11 protein-coding genes are annotated in these 15,963 nt (G+C 68.6%); 3 read left to right on the top strand and 8 right to left on the bottom strand.

What is annotated here, in order from left to right:
- Positions 1–1,491 carry a glycosyltransferase gene (locus tag D9R02_RS01300; protein ID WP_121566191.1) on the top strand — a complete coding sequence of 497 codons (1,491 nt, stop codon included), beginning with the start codon at positions 1–3 and terminating at the stop codon, positions 1,489–1,491.
- 16 nt (positions 1,492–1,507) lie between these two features.
- On the opposite strand, the gene D9R02_RS11980 is transcribed toward D9R02_RS01300, so the two are convergent.
- Genes D9R02_RS11980 through wecB form a run of 3 tightly spaced genes read right to left on the bottom strand, consistent with a single transcriptional unit; the run spans position 1,508 to position 4,915 of the window.
- Positions 1,508–2,353, bottom strand: a complete 846-nt coding sequence (locus D9R02_RS11980) for an alpha/beta hydrolase (protein ID WP_147435316.1) — start codon at positions 2,351–2,353, stop codon at positions 1,508–1,510.
- A gap of 28 nt (positions 2,354–2,381) precedes the next feature.
- A complete protein-coding gene (locus D9R02_RS01290) occupies positions 2,382–3,728 on the bottom strand; it encodes a UDP-glucose dehydrogenase family protein (RefSeq protein WP_102613290.1) in 1,347 nt (448 codons plus the stop codon).
- Between the two features lie 29 nt (positions 3,729–3,757).
- Positions 3,758–4,915 carry a non-hydrolyzing UDP-N-acetylglucosamine 2-epimerase gene (wecB, locus tag D9R02_RS01285; RefSeq protein WP_059281222.1) on the bottom strand — a complete coding sequence of 386 codons (1,158 nt, stop codon included), beginning with the start codon at positions 4,913–4,915 and terminating at the stop codon, positions 3,758–3,760.
- 337 nt (positions 4,916–5,252) lie between these two features.
- Here wecB and D9R02_RS01280 point away from each other — a divergent pair, with 337 nt between their 5' ends.
- Positions 5,253–6,020: a hypothetical protein gene (locus D9R02_RS01280; protein ID WP_019309205.1), complete on the top strand. Its 768-nt coding sequence runs from the start codon at positions 5,253–5,255 to the stop codon at positions 6,018–6,020.
- Positions 6,021–6,211: 191 nt separating this feature from the next.
- Here the strand turns inward: D9R02_RS01280 and D9R02_RS01275 are convergent, their stop codons facing one another.
- The 4 genes from D9R02_RS01275 to glgC form a co-directional block, all read right to left on the bottom strand.
- Positions 6,212–7,909: an ABC1 kinase family protein gene (locus D9R02_RS01275; RefSeq protein WP_019309206.1), complete on the bottom strand. Its 1,698-nt coding sequence runs from the start codon at positions 7,907–7,909 to the stop codon at positions 6,212–6,214.
- Positions 7,910–7,926: 17 nt separating this feature from the next.
- On the bottom strand, positions 7,927–9,213 hold the full coding sequence (locus D9R02_RS01270; RefSeq protein ID WP_019309207.1) for a hypothetical protein: 1,287 nt from the start codon (positions 9,211–9,213) through the stop codon (positions 7,927–7,929).
- A 114-nt stretch (positions 9,214–9,327) separates the two neighbouring features.
- Positions 9,328–12,081: an aminopeptidase N gene (pepN, locus tag D9R02_RS01265; protein WP_102613292.1), complete on the bottom strand. Its 2,754-nt coding sequence runs from the start codon at positions 12,079–12,081 to the stop codon at positions 9,328–9,330.
- A 63-nt stretch (positions 12,082–12,144) separates the two neighbouring features.
- Positions 12,145–13,389 carry a glucose-1-phosphate adenylyltransferase gene (gene glgC / locus D9R02_RS01260; RefSeq protein WP_121566190.1) on the bottom strand — a complete coding sequence of 415 codons (1,245 nt, stop codon included), beginning with the start codon at positions 13,387–13,389 and terminating at the stop codon, positions 12,145–12,147.
- A 473-nt stretch (positions 13,390–13,862) separates the two neighbouring features.
- Between glgC and glgA the strand changes: the two genes are divergently transcribed.
- Positions 13,863–15,056: a glycogen synthase gene (gene glgA, locus D9R02_RS01255; RefSeq protein ID WP_029603115.1), complete on the top strand. Its 1,194-nt coding sequence runs from the start codon at positions 13,863–13,865 to the stop codon at positions 15,054–15,056.
- Positions 15,057–15,257: 201 nt separating this feature from the next.
- Here the strand turns inward: glgA and D9R02_RS01250 are convergent, their stop codons facing one another.
- A complete protein-coding gene (locus tag D9R02_RS01250) occupies positions 15,258–15,905 on the bottom strand; it encodes a TetR/AcrR family transcriptional regulator (protein ID WP_223246076.1) in 648 nt (215 codons plus the stop codon).
- Positions 15,906–15,963 lie beyond the last annotated feature (58 nt).

Below are 15,963 nucleotides of genomic sequence, written 5' to 3'. Positions count from 1 at the left end.
ATGGTGAATCCGTTGACCATTGATGTTGCGAGCCAGTCGACGCGGATCGCTGGGGCAAACACCATCAGGGGTACTGGTGAACCCGGGGCGAAGATCGTGGTGTCCGTCGGTGCCCGAGACTATTCCCCGCGCACTGTTGCGGCCGACGGCACGTGGGAGATTCGTATCAACATGAGCCAGGGTAGGCGCAAGGTCTCTTGCCGGTACCACAACGAGTTGCCGCAGGAGTCGAGCGGTGTGAGTGGCGTGGCCACGTTTCTGGCGCCCGCTGAGCTGATGGAACGCGTCGCCGGCGAGGCAACTGTGGGTGAATCGCCTTCGGGTGAGATTCCAATCCTCACGCACATCAGGATGGGAATCGGCGTGACGGACGCTGACTGGTGGGATTTCAGACTCGACCTCTTCGAAAGCATCACGCTGCCCTCCCTCGCCCGTAGCACCTACGGCCCCCACCTGGTGCTTCTCGTTCTTGACTCCCAGGTTGATCTCGGGGTGCTGGACGAGATTTCTCGCATAGTGCGCACGTCCTCCGCAGCGTCGAAGATTCGCTTGTTGTTCGTGGAATCCATCGACAGCTATGCGGAGTATGTGGACAGGTTTGCCCGGGCAGTGTTTGGCAACCGGATCATTGGGATCCACAGAATGGATGACGACGATGCGCTGGCCGCAGGATTCCTCTCAGCCTGCGTCGCGCGGCAGCTGACACTCGGGCACGAGCGCGAACGTGCCATCACCATGGGTCACGGATTCGAATATAATCCGGCACTGGCCCTGCTCCGCCCAGCCTACATGCCGTGGTTGGCCATCAACCACGTTATATTCGGCAGGCCACACCGTATCTCGGAACTGCGACTGGTGAGCCACAACAAGACGCGCGACTGGGCGACTTCTCGAGGCATGGACGCCGTCGAGGACGAATCCCTCCTGGGTGCCTATGCTTACGTGCACCACCGGCAATCCGATTCCGTCTACCCGGCACGACTCGAGCGCATGCGAATGGCTGGGGACACGCTCACCGAGTCCGACCTCCCATTGAATCTCCTCTTCGGAACCAATGAAAATCGGCTCCGGGCCTGGCGGGAGAAGGAGCCGCAACAACCAGTCGGGCTAGGAAAGACGTGGCTGTCAGCGCGGGATCTGGACTCAGTGGTCGCCGCTGCATGGAATGACTGGCGAGCGGTTAAAAGCGAACGCGATTCGCGGACCGCGCATGCCGTTGCCCCGATTCCGCAGGGAGCTTCCCCCGCGCCCCGTTTGCTGACCTTCGAGGACAGGGACGGCATCTGGGTAGTGACCGGTGTCGGCGAGCCGGGATCGTACATTCGAGTCATGTGCGATGGGCACCAGATCCGATCGACACCGGTTTCTTCCGCGGGGGAGTGGAAGGTAACTCTCCCTTCACCTCAATCGAGAGCACGGGTCTCGATCATGTCGGTCACAGCCAGCCTTCAGGAGTCCAATGAGGTGGAGTTGCCTCGTCCAGCAGTGTGACCTGCGTTCATGCGACTCAGAGGCGAAGGGTTCCCGCGTTGATGATGTCTGTTGTCAACTCTATCGGTAGCGGACTATGGCCCGCTTGCACGTCGCAGTACTCCATGATCCGGATGTTGGACGCGAGGGCTGGGTTGTCTCGGATGTACTCCTGCATCATCGGAAGGTCGATCTCGCGGTCGTGCTTGGAATTAAGGTTGACGTAGTAGTCGACGCGAGCTTTCAGCCTGCGCTTTTTGAGGAGATTGAAGACGTTCGTGCGCAACGGGTTTGTTCGCCGGAGGTGTGCGGGAAGCCGATTGTTGAAGTGCACCTTTCTCAGTCTGTTGACGTCACCCGGCATCCACCGGGTCCAGTCGAATTGGGCGTTGTTGACGATGGCACTTGCACCGCGGTCGCCTCCAAGCAGTGCCAGGGAAAGAAAACCTCCCGCTGACGACCCGTAGTACAGGCGCCGGTCCGCGTCCTTGACACCCAATGCTGCGCTGAGAACACGCACGGCCCGCCCGATGTCGTACACAGCCCAATAATCCGGGCCCGCATTTCCCCAGGCCAATGAGAGCCTCGACGGTCCGACCGTTCCGGGATCACAGGAAAAGATGGCGTGCTGAGCCAGCCCCGCAACCCACCGGGATCGTTGGAACACCGGTTGGCCATGGGCAATGTCATGGTTGACCGCCCCATTGCTGAACACGACAACGCCGTCGGCGGCTTCCTTTCTGTGGACGAGGAACGGCAGTACATGCTCGCTGGCGAGCACATCAATTCTCAGCCGCTGGTGCTGCAGGAGAAGTTCTGGAGCCACGAGAGGCAGTTCGTCGAGGGGGACGGTGCGAACCGGTCGGGTTGTGAGGTCAGACATTGTGGCGTGAAGTCCCTTCGGGGGCGCGTCAGTTCCGCCGGCCCAGCGCCAGATACCGCCACCCGGCATCCCGCCAGGCATCCGGGTCCAGCACGTTCCGGCCGTCGACGATCGTGGGGGAGTCCGCCAGGGTGGAGACACGGCGGGGGTCCATGTCCCTGAACTCCTGCCACTCGGTGAGCAGCAGCGTCACCTGCGCACCGGTGACGGCAGCGTCCAGCGACTCCACGTAGTCCAGGCGGGGGTAGCGCTGGGCGGCGTTGGCGTTGGCCTGGGGGTCGTAGAGGCGCACGTCCGCACCCATGGAGTGCAGGCGGGCGGCGATGTCCAGGGCGGGGGAGTCCCGGACGTCGTCGGACTCGGGTTTGAAAGCGGCTCCGAGCACTGCGATCCGCGCGCCGTGCACCGATCCGCCGCACTCCTGCACGGCCAGCTGCACGGTGTGCTCGCGGCGGCGCAGGTTGATGTCGTCCACCTCCGCCAGGAACCGCAGTGACTGGTCCAGCCCCAGCTCCGAGGCCCGGGCACGCAGCGCGCGGATGTCCTTGGGCAGGCACCCACCGCCGAAGCCCACCCCGGCGTTGAGGAACTTGCGTCCGATGCGGTCGTCCAGCCCGATGGCGTCAGCCAGCGTGCGGATGTCCCCGCCCACGGTCTCCGTGATCTCGGACAGCGCGTTGATGAAGCTGATCTTCGTGGCCAGGAAGCTGTTGGCCGCCACCTTCACGAGCTCCGCCGTCTGGTAGTCGGTCACGATGAACGGTGTGTCCGCGGCCAGCTGCTGCGCGTAGGCCTCGCGCAGAGCGGTCTCGGCGCGTTCGGCACCCGGGGTGGGCCGGCCGGCGTCATCGTGCTCCACGCCCAGCACCATGCGGTCCGGGCGCAGAGTGTCCTCCACCGCGTGCCCCTCGCGCAGGAACTCCGGGTTCCAGGCGAGATCCACCGTCACCCCGGAGCGCGACGCCGCCCGGGCCGCCTCCTGCAGGCGCCCCGCCGATCCGACCGGAACGGTGGACTTGCCCGCGATCACGCAGTCGTGGTCCGCGGCCCGCGCGATCTGCTCCACAGCGGCGTCCACGTAGGTCATGTCCGCCGCGTGACCGGTGCGCTTCTGCGGAGTGCCCACCCCGATGAAGTGGACGTCCCCGAACGCCCCGGCCTCCTCGTAGGAGGTGGTGAAGCGCACCGCGCCCGTGGCCACGTGCTTCCTCAGCAGCTCTGGCAGACCTGGTTCGTGGAACGGGACCTCACCGGCCGCGAGCTTGTCGATCTTGGCGCGGTCCACGTCCACGCCCAGCACCTCGTGGCCCAGCTCCGCCATGGCCACCGCGTGCGTTGCGCCCAGGTAGCCCGTGCCGATCACCGTCATGCGCATGGAGCAGTCCTTTCGGAGGGAGGGGCGGCTCAGGCCTGCGAGTCGAAGTCCGCGATCCGCTGCCCCACGCCGAACATCTGCTCGATCGCGGCCAGGGTGCGCTCGGCGGCCCTGCCGTCACCGTAGGGGTTCACGGCGTTGGCCATCGCGCGGTAGGCGGCGTCGTCGTTGAGCAGCCGGTCCACCTCGGTGACGATCCGCTCCTCGTCCGTGCCGATGAGCGTGACGGTCCCGGCGGTCACGGCCTCGGGGCGCTCGGTGTTCTCGCGCATCACGAGCACGGGCTTGCCCAGGGACGGCGCCTCCTCCTGGACCCCGCCGGAGTCCGTGAGGACCACGTGGGCCACGGAGAGCATGCGGGTGAACTCGCCGTAGGCCAGCGGTTCGGTGACCACCACGTTGGGCAGCCCCTCGATGGCGGGCAGCACGGCCTCGCGCACCACGGGATTGCGGTGCACGGGCAGCACGATGGTCAGCTCCGGCTCCGCCTGCGCGATCCTGGCCAGTGCGCGCCCGACGCCGCGCATCGCCTCGCCCTGGTTCTCACGACGGTGCGTGGTCACCAGCAGCACGCGCCGGCCGGAGGAGGCAATCTCCTCGAGCTGCGGGTCCGAGAACGGAAGCTTCTGCTCCACGGTGTGCAGCAGCGCGTCGATGACGGTGTTGCCCGTGACCACGATGTCCTCCTCAGGCAGCGCCTCCCGCAGCAGGTTCTCCTTGGAAGTGCTGGTGGGGGCCAGGTGCAGGGAGGTGATCTGGGAGGTCATCTTGCGGTTGGCCTCCTCCGGGAAGGGGGAGAAGAGGTCGAAGGACCGCAGCCCGGCCTCGGCGTGGATCACGGGAATGCCGCGGTAGAAAGCGGCGATCGCACCCGCGGTGGAGGTGGTGGTGTCTCCCTGGACCACCACGGCGTCAGGGGCGTTCTCCGCGAAGATCGCGTCCAGGCCCTCCACGGTGCGGGTCAGCACGCCGTTGAGGGTTTGGCGCGGCTGGATGATGTTCAGGTCGTGGTCAGGGGTGATGTCGAAGATCTCGTTGACCTGGTCCAGCATCTCGCGGTGCTGACCGGTCACGGTGACCACGCACTCGAACTGCGGGCTGGCCTGCAGGGCCTTGACGATCGGCGCCATCTTGATGGCCTCCGGGCGGGTGCCGTAGATCGGCATGATCGTGAACACGCAATACATCCTTTGCTGGATCCCGTGGACGAGACGGGACCCGCCGCGAGGCGCCGGTGCCCGTTCTTCCCCTACGTTCCGACAGTCTATGGGAGCAGGGCGACCATCCCCGGCAACATCTGGGTGGAGGTGTCCCCCTTAGAGGGTACAGATGTACGCGCGGGTAGGAGGGATGGGCAAGCCGCGCTGGAATACACTTTTGTGCATACGAATGCAGGTTCGTACGACGTGGTAATTCCCGACTTTTCTCCACGCCACCCGTGACACATTCACCCGAATGCCACGAGCGCAATTGGATTGCGCAAAACCTACTTTACGTGAACAGGCGAGTTCGAGGAGAGAATCAGTGGCACCACCACTTCCGGGATCAGTACCCCCCAATGCGCAGATCCCGGTCCTCATCACCTACAGCACCGCCGGTGGACTGCAGCTGCCGCTGCCCCAGGCCACCATGCGGGAGAGCTTCACGGGACTGCAGATGCTGTCCCACCAGATGTTCGAGCCATCGGCCATCGCCCTGGAGGGCTACCAGCACGATTTCACCATCGTGCAGATGGGCCCCTCCGCCTTCGAGATCGAGATCCGGGCCTCGGTGTCCCGCTCCACCCGGATGCGTGGCCGCACCGCGGCCAAGAACCACCTCAGGACGGCCGCCGTCCTGGAGCGCCTCGCGGACATGATGATCAGCATGGGGGAGCTGGCGTGCTTCATCGCCAACCACCCGGAGCTCGAGGTGCGCTACGTGAGCGGTTATTCCGGGCAGTACTACGAGTTCCTGGTGGCCGGGCAGGTGCTGCGGGCCATGGAGGCCCGGGCCGTGGAGATCCTCCCCACGCTTCCTCTGCAGGAGGCCATTCGGGCCATCCTGGCCAACCTGAAGCAGCCCGGGGTGGCGTACTGCACGCTGGAGAAGCGGATCGCCGGAGTGGACTACATGCGGCGCGTGGTCATTCCGTCCTCGGACCACCTCCGGCGCTTCGCGGACGGCGGCCCGTTCTACCTGACCGCGGAGGACCTGGAGCGGGCCCGGGCCCGCGTGGATCCCGCGCGCGCCGAGCAGTGGGAGGTCGTGCCCTCGTCCAAGAACGCCTACGCGGTCTGGGACCTCATCTGATCCACGACCCGGCGGGAGCCGTGCCGGACGCGCAGCGCCCGGCGGGAGCCCTGCCGGACGCGCAGCGCCCGGGATGGCGACGCCGGGCACGCACCTCGCGGAGCGGGGGCACCACGCCGGTGGGCCGCCACCCCATCTCTGTTCGGACCGCACGCAGAGCATGGACGACGCCGGACGGGCGCCCCCCGCGCTCAGCGCACCGTGCTCTTCTTGCGGTTGCCGCGCAGCAGCCGGGCCAGGTGGCGAACCCGGTCCACGTTGGAGGACACCGCCAGGTAGCCGCTGAGCACCCCCACGGTGGACATGCCTCCCACGATGAGGGGGGTGTGGTACTTCTTCCACCGTTCCGGGTCCGAGGCGATGATGTGCGCCGTGCCGTTGATGGTTGCGGCGATCACGCCACCGGCCACCACCTGGTGGCTGATCTTGGTGCCGTTCTTGAACAGCGGTTCCAGCTCGTCGGTGCGCAGGTGCACGTCGAACCCGCCGCGCTCGAGCACCACGATCAGCCGGCGCACGTACTCGGGGACGTCCACGCCCATCTGCACGGCGTCCTCCACCGTGGCGCGCAGCCGGTTGAGCAGCATCTCGGGGGAGAGGCGGTGCATGATGAACCGCTCCGCGTACGGCTGCACCGAGGAGACCAGGTCGAACTCCGGGTCCAGGCCCGTGCCCATGGACTCCGCGGTCACGAGCATGCGCAGCAGCAGCGCCGACTGCCGCGGCAGCTGCAGCTTGTGGTGGCGCAGCACGGAGATCAGGTCCGCCATGAGTGCCCCCACCCGCACCTCCTTCAGGGGCTTGTTGGCGTAGCGGCGCATCATGACCGCCACGTCCTTCTCGATCTCCCGTTTGGAGATGTCGTGGGTGCCGCTGTCCGTGAGTCCCAGCAGCCCGGTGGCCGCGCGCCGCGGGTTGTCCTGCACCACGCCCAGCAGAAGGGTGATCAGGTGGTCGCGGAACTCCTCGGTGAGGTTGCCCACCATGCCGAAGTCGATGATCGCGATCCGGCCGTCCGGCTCCACGAACAGGTTCCCGGGGTGCGGGTCCGCGTGGAAGAAGCCGTCCTCGAACACCATCTTGCAGATGGCGTCCGTGGCCTCCTTGGCCAGCAGGTGCCGGTCGATGCCCTCGGCCTCGAGCGCGACGTAGTCGTTGATCTTGACGCCGAACATCCGCTCCATGGTGAGCACCCGGGAGGTGCTGGCCTCCCAGAAGATCTCCGGGATGTGGATCTGCGGGTGGCCCGTGAAGTTCTCGGCCATGCGCTGGGAGTTCTTGGCCTCCTGCAGGAAGTCCAGCTCGTCGCGCAGGGACGTGCTGAACTCCTCCACGATGCCCTCGAGGTCGTAGTCCTGGGCCGCGGTCCAGTAGCGGGAGACCCACTTGGCCATGTCCTGCAGGATCTCCAGGTCCCGGTTGACCTCGTCCGTGACCCCGGGGCGGCGCACCTTCACGATCACCTGGTGGCCCTGGTAGGTGGCCGCGTGGGCCTGGCCGATGGATCCCGTGGCCACCGGGTCCGGGTCCATGTGGGTGAGGATCTCCTCCGCCTGGGTGTCCGGCTCGGCCTCGATCATGGCGCGGATCTGCTCCACGGGGATGGGCGGGGTGTTGTCCTGGAGCTTGAGCAGCTCCTCCGCGTAGCCCGGCGGCAGCAGGTCCGGGCGGGTGGAGGTCAGCTGGCCCAGCTTCACGAAGGTGGGCCCCAGCTCCTCCAGCGCCATGCGCAGGTGCTCGGGCTGCGAGTGGACGGTCTGCGGGTCGATGAGCTTCACCCGCGCGAGCGGAGCCCGCCACTGGGGCTTGAGCCCGCCCAGGGCGAAGCCGAAGCCGTGCTTGGTGAGGACCTCGATGATCTGGAGGAACCGTTCGCGGCGGGAAATCATACGGGTGGACGAGCCCCTTACAGCGTTCTGTGGAGGTACATGGCCATGAATCCGGTGGCCACGGCCACGATCAGGACGAGCGTGGTGACCAATGGTTCCACACCCAGCATGAAGATCCCCAGGAGAACCAGGACCGCGGTGAGCACGAGCAGCGCGGTGACCACGGGTTTCAGTCCACTCACCAGCCGCGACGCCGCACCGCTGGCGGGTCGGGGGGCGCGTGGCGAGTCCTCGGTGCGCACCGGGGACGGGGAGACCTCGGCGGGCCCGCCGTCCGCGCGCACGGGGGCGGCGTCGTCAGGGGCAGTCGTGGTGGCCGCGCGCGTGGCCTCGGCCCGTCCGGCGTCACCGCGCAGACGCGCGGCAAATCCGCGAGCCGCGGCGGCCGCGGAGCTGGAGCCCGCGGCCTCCGGGTGGGCCGCGGTGAAGCCCCGGCGCCACTTCTTGGAGTTGCGCCCGTGGTCGGACTCCACGGCCACATAGGCCGGCGGGACCTCGTACTCCTCGGCGTCGGGCAGCAGCTCGGGAACGTCGTTGGGCAGCTCCGTGAACCACTGGGCCGGGACCTCGGAGGCGCGCGCGGCCTGCAGGGTCATGGACACCTCGAACGAGGACCCTCGGATGGTGCCCCACACCGCGGTGAGCAGGTCGTGGTCGAAGGCGTGGTTGATGATCGGGATGAACTGCTGGGACATCTGCGTGGAGAGCCGCCCCACCTGCTTGCGCTCGTAGAGCACGTCCACGGTGTCCACGGTGACGCCGTGGGAGTTGCGCACCTTGTTGACCTCCAGCGTGAGGATCACGCGGCCCTCGCCGGAGGCGGGCACGATCGAGTGCAGGTACTCCGCGAAGTCCTGCTCGTCCAGCACCTTGATCGAGGAGCCCTGGGGCAGCACGGCCGCCTGGGCGGGGGCGGTGTTCAGGGGGAACAGCAGGTCCGGGGGAGCGATGTCGATCACCGCACGCGCGTCCACCTCCGCCACGCCGTCCTGACGCAGCAGCTCCGCCTCAAGGTGCAGGGGAACCACGGGGGTGTAGCCGGAGGCGATCACGCGGGAGAGCGGGTGCCAGTAGCGGTGCGCGTCCTCCGAGGACAGGTGGGCCACCTTGTTCTCGCCCACGCGCACGGACACGGTGCGCGGGTCGAAGGGGTTGTCCGGCTCCGGCACGAGGGCGGCCATGCCGTTCCACGTCTGCGCGCGACCCGCGGAGAGACCCCCGAACACCCTCATGATCTCGGTGTCGTAGAAGTTCTCGGTGACGACGTCCAAGGACCCCCGGTCGTTGAGCGCGTAATCGGTCATGGTCTCCCTCGCTGTAGCACTGGCAGATCCTCCGCCGCAGGATCTGCCCTCATGCTATCCGTTGATCCAGGTGCATCGATGTTCATCCACTCGGTGGACATGGCCGGTCCCGGCTCAGCGGGACAGGCACATCAGCTGCAGGGTCACCGCGCGCTGGGCGTCGTCGAGCAGCTCGGTGACGATGCGCCGCAGGGCCGCGGGAGCGTCGTCGTGCGCGTCCAGCCACGTGCGGGCGGCGCGGACCACGGGATGCTGCGCGGCCGCCTCCGCCGGGTCCCCTGTGGAAGTCCCCGCCGCGCCCGACGACGCCGCCTGGGCGTCCACCGCGCGCGGGAACAGCCCGCGGACCATGCGGGTGGCGATCTCCATGGAGTGCCCGGCCCACCACGCGGTGAGCTGCTCGAAGTAGACGTCCTCGTAGCGGCGCAGCACGGTGGGCGCCGCGAGCTGGAAGCCGGCAATGGTGGCGCTGAGCTCGTCGTTGGACAGCGTCCCGGAGACGATCCGCTCCCACGCCTGCTGCTTGGAACGGTCCGAGCGCATGGCCGCGACCGCCTCGAGGTATCCCAGGTGACCGTCCCGCGTGGGGTCCTGGGCGTGCTCGGACTCCAGCTCGGACACGGTGCTGTGCCCGGTGGCGGTCACCGCGGTGAGCATGCTCCAGCGCAGCTGCGGGGTGAGCTCCAGACCGGGGACGGTGTGCACACCGCCCAGCCACTCCTGGATGGGCCGGGCGTACTTCCCGTCCCGTGCGGCCTCCCGGGCGAAGGAGCGCGCCAGGATCAGCTGCGCGTCCGAGCCGGGCTCCGCGGCCAGCATGGAGGAGCCCAGGGCGTCGAGCAGCGCCCGGCGCGTGGCGGTGCGGTGCGTGACGGGCACGTACTGGCCCAGGGCCTGGCGGGCGTGGTCCAGGACCGTGGTGAGGATCGCGGCGTGGGACTCGGTGGTGCAGCGGCGGGCCACCATGAGCACGTACTCGCGCGGGCACAGCCGCCCGTCCCGCACCGCGGCCCACAGCTGCGAGTGCGCCACGGCGCGGGCCAGGGGATCGGTGATCTCACCCACGAGCTCCACCAGCCCGGCCAGGGACGCCGGATCCGGGTGGGCCAGGCAGTAGGTGAGGTCGGTGTCGTTGACCAGCAGCACGGCGTCGGTCGTCCCACCCGCAGGCTCGCCGGTGGGACCGGTGCCGACAGGCATCGTGGACTCGGCGGCAGCGCCACTGGCACGGGCGTCGCCAGCTGCCGCGTCGCCCGCCGCGGCATCGGTGGCCCACGGGCCGGTCACCCCGGTGAGCTCGGTGGGCCGGTCCTCGGCGGGCACGCGCACCTCCGCGCGCGCGGTGTTCTCCACCGCACCCTCGGCGGTGCGGGCGTAGGTCCCCACGGTCAGCACGTGGGGGCGCAGGGGCTCGGCGCGCTGGGTGAGCGTGGCGGGGGAGCCCGCGGCGGCGTCGTCTGGCGCGGTGACCGCGAGCACCGGAACACCCGTGGTGCGCAGCCACTGGTCCGCCCACGCGCGGACGTCGTGCTCGCACGCCTCGTCCAGGACCGCGAGGAAGTCGTCCAGGCTGGTGTTGCCGAACGCGAAACGGCGGAAGTAGGCGCGGCACGCGTCCATGAACGTGTCCTCGCCCACGAAGGCCACCAGCTGCTTGAGCACCGAGGCGCCCTTGGCGTACGTGATGCCGTCGAAGTTCTGCCGCGCGGCCTCCAGGTCCACGATGTCCGCGACGATCGGGTGCGTGGTGCGCAGCTGGTCCTGGCGGTACGCCCACTCCTTGCGCGCCAGCGCGAACGTGACCCACGCGTCCGTGTACTGCGTGGCGTGCACGCACGCGTACGCGCCCATGAACTCCGCGAAGGACTCCTTCAGCCACAGGTCGTCCCACCACTGCATGGTGACCAGGTCCCCGAACCACATGTGGGACATCTCGTGCATCAGGGTGTTGGCGCGCCCCGCGAGCTGGGCGCGCGTGGCACCGGAAGGGAACAGGTAGTCCTCCGTGAACGTGACCATCCCCGGGTTCTCCATGGCCCCCAGGTTGTACTCAGGGACGAACGCCTGCTCGTACTTGCCCCACGGGTACGCAAAGCCGAACAGCTCCGGGAAGAAGTCCAGGCCCTGCTTGGTGAGCGTGAACAGCTCCTCGGCGTCCATGTGCTCGGCGAGCGCCCGCCGGCAGTGCAGCGCGAGCGGAACGGTCACGGGCTCGCCGTGGGGATCGGTGCCGTGCCACTCGTCCGTGACCGTGGCGTACGGCCCCGCCAGGATGGTGGTGATGTAGGAGGAGATCCGCAGCGTGGGCGCGAACTCGTGGCTCACGGCGCCCGGGACGTCACAGTCCTCGGTGGGCGTGGAGGCCACCAGCTCCCCGTTGGACGCGGCGATCCAGTCCTGCGGGGTGAGCACCGTGAAGGTGAAGGCGGCCTTGAGGTCCGGCTGCTCGAACACCGCGAACACCCGGCGGCAGTCCGCGGGCTCGTACTGGGTGTAGATGTACACCTCGCTGTCCTGCGGGTCGATGTAGCGGTGCAGACCCTCGCCCGAGCGGGAGTAGAGCGCGCGGCCGACCACGCGCAGCTCGTTGGCCTGGCCCAGCTCGGGCAGCCGGATCCGGTCACCGTCCACCACGTCGTCCACGTCCAGGAGCTCACCGTTGAGCTCCACCTCCGTGACCGTGTCGTGGATGAAGTCGATGAACGTCTCCGCGCCCTCCTCGGCGGTGAACCGCACCGTGACCTCCGAGCCGAAGGTCGTGCTCTCGGGGTTCTGCGCCCCCGAGAGGTCCACCGTGACCCGGTAGTCCTCCACCCGGATCTGCTCGGCACGCGTGGCTGCTTCTTCTCTGGTCAGGCTGGCTCCCATGCCCCCAGTGTAGGCACGGGGCGGTGTCGCCGGTCACACGGCTACACCGCCCGCCCTGTGCGCCTACCTCTCGAAGCGGTAGTTCTTGGGAGCGATCGTGAGACCGGACTCCGTGACCGTGAGCCCGCGCGCGAGGTCCTGCTCCCGGTCCAGGCCCACGGTGAACCCCGGGGGGACCACCACGTTCTTGTCCAGGATGCAGCGGTGCACGGTGGCACCGGCACCGATCTGCACGTTCTGCATCAGCACGGACTCGGTGACACGGGCGTCGTGCTCCACCTTGACCTTGGGGGAGAGCACGGAGGAGCCCACGTGGCCGCCGGTGATCAGCACGCCGGGGGAGACGATGGAGTCGAACGCCACGCCCGCCTGGCCGTTGGGTCCGCGCACCGTCCTGGCGGGAGGCGCCATGATCTGGTGCGTGTAGATGGGCCAGTCGTAGTTGTAGAGGTTGAACACCGGCAGCGGGCGGATCAGGTCCATGTGGGACTCGTAGTAGGAGTCCAGGGTGCCCACGTCCCGCCAGTACTGCCGGTCCCGCTCCGTGGAGCCCGGGACGTCGTTGTGCGTGAAGTCGTAGACCACGGCCTCCCCGCGCTGCGAGAAGTACGGCATGATGTCCCCGCCCATGTCGTGGTGGGTGACCGCCTTCTCGTTGTCCGTGCGCAGCGCCTCCACGAGGGCGTCCCGGTCGAACACGTAGTTGCCCATCGAGGCCAGGAACGAGTCGGGATCGTCCGGCAGGGGAGCGGTGGTGTCCGGCTTCTCCACGAAGCGTGCGATCTTCGCGGGATCGTGCGGGTCCGTCTCGATCACGCCGAAGGACTTGACCATCTCCATGGGCTGGCGCACGGCGGCCACCGTGGCCTTGGCCCCGGACTCGATGTGCTTCTCCACCATGTCCGCGAAGTCCATGCGGTACACGTGGTCCGCGCCCACCACCACCACGATGTCCGGATCGGCGTCGTCGATCAGGTTCATGGACTGGTAGATGGCGTTGGCCGAGCCCAGGAACCAGTCCTTGCCGCGGCGCTGCTGCGCCGGCACGGACGTCACGTAGTTGCCCAGCTGCGTGGACAGCCGCCACGTCTCGGACAGGTGGCGGTCCAGGGAGTGGGACTTGTACTGCGTGAGCACCACGATCTGCAGGTACCCCGAGTTCACCAGGTTGGACAGGGCGAAGTCGATCAGCCGGTAGCCTCCCGCGAACGGCACGGCGGGCTTGGCGCGGTCCTCCGTGAGCGGCATCAGGCGCTTGCCCTCACCGCCGGCCAGCACGATCGCCAGGACCTTCTTCTGTCGTGACATACGTAGCACTCCACTTCCCGAGACGGTCAGGGCCCGCGGGCCGCGACGCGGCGTCGACGTCATCTGGTCTTCACCGTCATTGTGTCCCACTCCACCTGGGCTGACACAACACCGACCCGAACTCGTGGCAACTTTTCGCCCCCGCCGGGCACCAGTCGCCCGTCTCCACGGCACCGGCCTCCCGGGGTCGCACGACGACGCCGCCCGGGCCCCCTCTCGCGCACCACCCTTGGGGGGGTGAGGACCGGGGTCGCGTGGTTGCGGACCGGCGTGCGGGCCGGGTCCGCGTGCTTCCTGCCGTCGTACGGGGCGGGGACCGACGACGCAGACCGCCGTCACCCGGACCGTCGCGACGCGGACCGTCGTCACACGGGCCGGGGCGCAGCGACGGCGCACGCTCCGTACCGTGGCGACCGGCGGCGTCGCCCGAGGGACACCTGTGGTGCGCGGGAGCCGTGCAGTACGCTCGCACTGTGCGAGTAGACATCCTGAGCAAAGAGTTCCCGCCGGCCATCTACGGGGGAGCGGGGGTGCACGTGGCCGAGCTGTCCCGCGTGCTCGCACCGCTCGTGGACCTCAACGTCCGCTGCTTCGGTGAACCCCGGGAGCCGGACTTCCACGGGGCACGGGTCACGGCGTACCCGGTGCCCGCTGAGCTCGGTGACGCGAACGCCGCCGTGCAGACCCTGGGCGTGGACCTCACCATGGTCCAGGACGTCGCCGGCGCGGACCTCGTGCACTCCCACACGTGGTACGCCAACATGGGCGGGCACCTCTCCTCCCTGATGTACGACATCCCGCACGTGCTCTCCGCCCACTCCCTGGAGCCCCTGCGCCCGTGGAAGGCCGAGCAGCTCGGCGGTGGCTACCGCGTGTCCTCCTTCGCGGAGAAGACCTCCTACGAGGCCGCCGCCGCGATCATCGCCGTGTCCGAGGGGATGCGCCAGGACATCCTGCGCTCCTACCCCGCCGTGGACCCCGAGCGCGTGCGCACCGTGCACAACGGCATCGACGTCACCCAGTGGAACAGGGACGAGGCCACGGACGTGCTCGAGGAGTACGGCATCGACCCCGCCCGGCCCTCCGTCGCGTTCGTGGGCCGCGTGACCCGTCAGAAGGGTGTGCCCTACCTGCTGCGCGCCGCCCTGCAGCTGCCGCCCGAGGTGCAGCTCGTGCTGTGCGCCGGAGCCGCCGACACCCCCGAGCTCGGCGCCGAGGTCAACGCCCTGATCGAGCAACTCAAGAGCGAACGGGACGGCGTGGTGCTCATCGAGAAGATGCTGCCGCGCCGCGAGGTCATCCAGATCCTCTCCCACGCCACGGCCTTCGCATGCCCCTCCGTGTACGAGCCCCTGGGCATCGTCAACCTCGAGGCCATGGCGTGCGGCGCGGCCGTGGTCGCCTCCGCCACGGGCGGCATCCCCGAGGTCGTCGCCGACGGCGAGACCGGAACCCTGGTCCCCATCGAGCAGGTCACCGACGGCACCGGAACGCCCCTGGACCCCCAGAAGTTCGTGGACGACTTCGCCGCCGCCCTCACGGACATGGTCTCCGACCCCGAGCGCGCTCGCCGCATGGGCCAGGCCGGGCGATGCCGCGTGGAGGAGCACTTCTCGTGGGAGTCCATCGCCCAGCAGACCCTGGAGGTCTACCGCTCGGTGCTCTGACGCCCACCCCGGCACGGGAGACCCGCACCTCGCGTCCCTCGGCTCGGACCCCGGCACCCTCGGACCGCATGGTCCCTGGGCGCCGGGGTCCGTTCATATCCGGGACGCAGGGCCCACCGGGCAGCTCGGGGGGTTCTCCACCCGGCGACAGGTTCGGTGCGTGGGGACTGCCGTGCCAGGACGTCCTGCCCCGCGGGCTCGTCAGCCCATGGCGGGCGCGGAGTCCTGACCCGGCTGGGCCAGAACACCGCTCAACAGGTGCTCGACCGCCTGCACGTAGGCCTCGTGCGTCTGCTTCGGATCCTCTGAGAGGCTCACCTGCACCATGTAGCCCTGGACCAGCCCGATGAAAGCGGGACGGAGGCGGTCGGCCAGCCGATCGGCGTCGTCCTCCACCAGGCCGCGCTCGCTGCGCAGCCACGCGCTCAGGTAGCGGCGCAGGTGGCTGCCCGCCTCCGCGAGGATGCCGCGCGCCGCCACCTGCAGCTCGGGGCGGCGGACCGACTCGCCCCACACCTGCAGGGGCAGACCGGGGAACGTGGCACCCTCCGGCAGGTCCGTGACCACCATGGCCATGGCGCGCGCCGGGTGGGGGAGCGGGCTCTGGGAGTGCAGGCGGTCCAGGGCCCCCAGCCGGTCGCGCATCACGCCGCGGCTCGCGTCCAGGAAGAGGTCGTCCTTGCCCCGGTAGTAGACGTACACGGCGCCGGCCGAGAGGCCCGACTCCGCGATGATGTCCGCCATGGACACCGCCGAGAAGCCCTTGCGCCCGATGCAGACCAGGGCGGCGTCCTGAATCCGACGCCGCATCTGCTCCTTGTGCTCTTCCGTGACCTTGGGCACGTCCACCTCCAAAAACGAATGATCGTTCTTGACAGCCTAGCCGAGCGGGTCCACACTTTCCAAG

The sequence above is a fragment of the Kocuria rhizophila genome (genome assembly GCF_003667225.1).
Lineage (GTDB): Bacteria > Actinomycetota > Actinomycetes > Actinomycetales > Micrococcaceae > Kocuria > Kocuria rhizophila.
This window is presented reverse-complemented; position numbering and strand designations above follow the sequence as displayed.

Bases quoted from the DNA above. Each gene is read 5' to 3' on its own strand.
- D9R02_RS01300 (WP_121566191.1), top strand. From the start codon at position 1: ATGGTGAATCCGTTGACCATTGATGTTGCGAGCCAGTCGACGCGGATC.
- wecB (WP_059281222.1), bottom strand. From the start codon at position 4,915: ATGTATTGCGTGTTCACGATCATGCCGATCTACGGCACCCGCCCGGAG.
- D9R02_RS01290 (WP_102613290.1), bottom strand. From the start codon at position 3,728: ATGCGCATGACGGTGATCGGCACGGGCTACCTGGGCGCAACGCACGCG.
- D9R02_RS01270 (WP_019309207.1), bottom strand. From the start codon at position 9,213: ATGACCGATTACGCGCTCAACGACCGGGGGTCCTTGGACGTCGTCACC.
- pepN (WP_102613292.1), bottom strand. From the start codon at position 12,081: ATGGGAGCCAGCCTGACCAGAGAAGAAGCAGCCACGCGTGCCGAGCAG.
- glgC (WP_121566190.1), bottom strand. From the start codon at position 13,389: ATGTCACGACAGAAGAAGGTCCTGGCGATCGTGCTGGCCGGCGGTGAG.
- D9R02_RS11980 (WP_147435316.1), bottom strand. From the start codon at position 2,353: ATGTCTGACCTCACAACCCGACCGGTTCGCACCGTCCCCCTCGACGAA.
- D9R02_RS01275 (WP_019309206.1), bottom strand. From the start codon at position 7,909: ATGATTTCCCGCCGCGAACGGTTCCTCCAGATCATCGAGGTCCTCACC.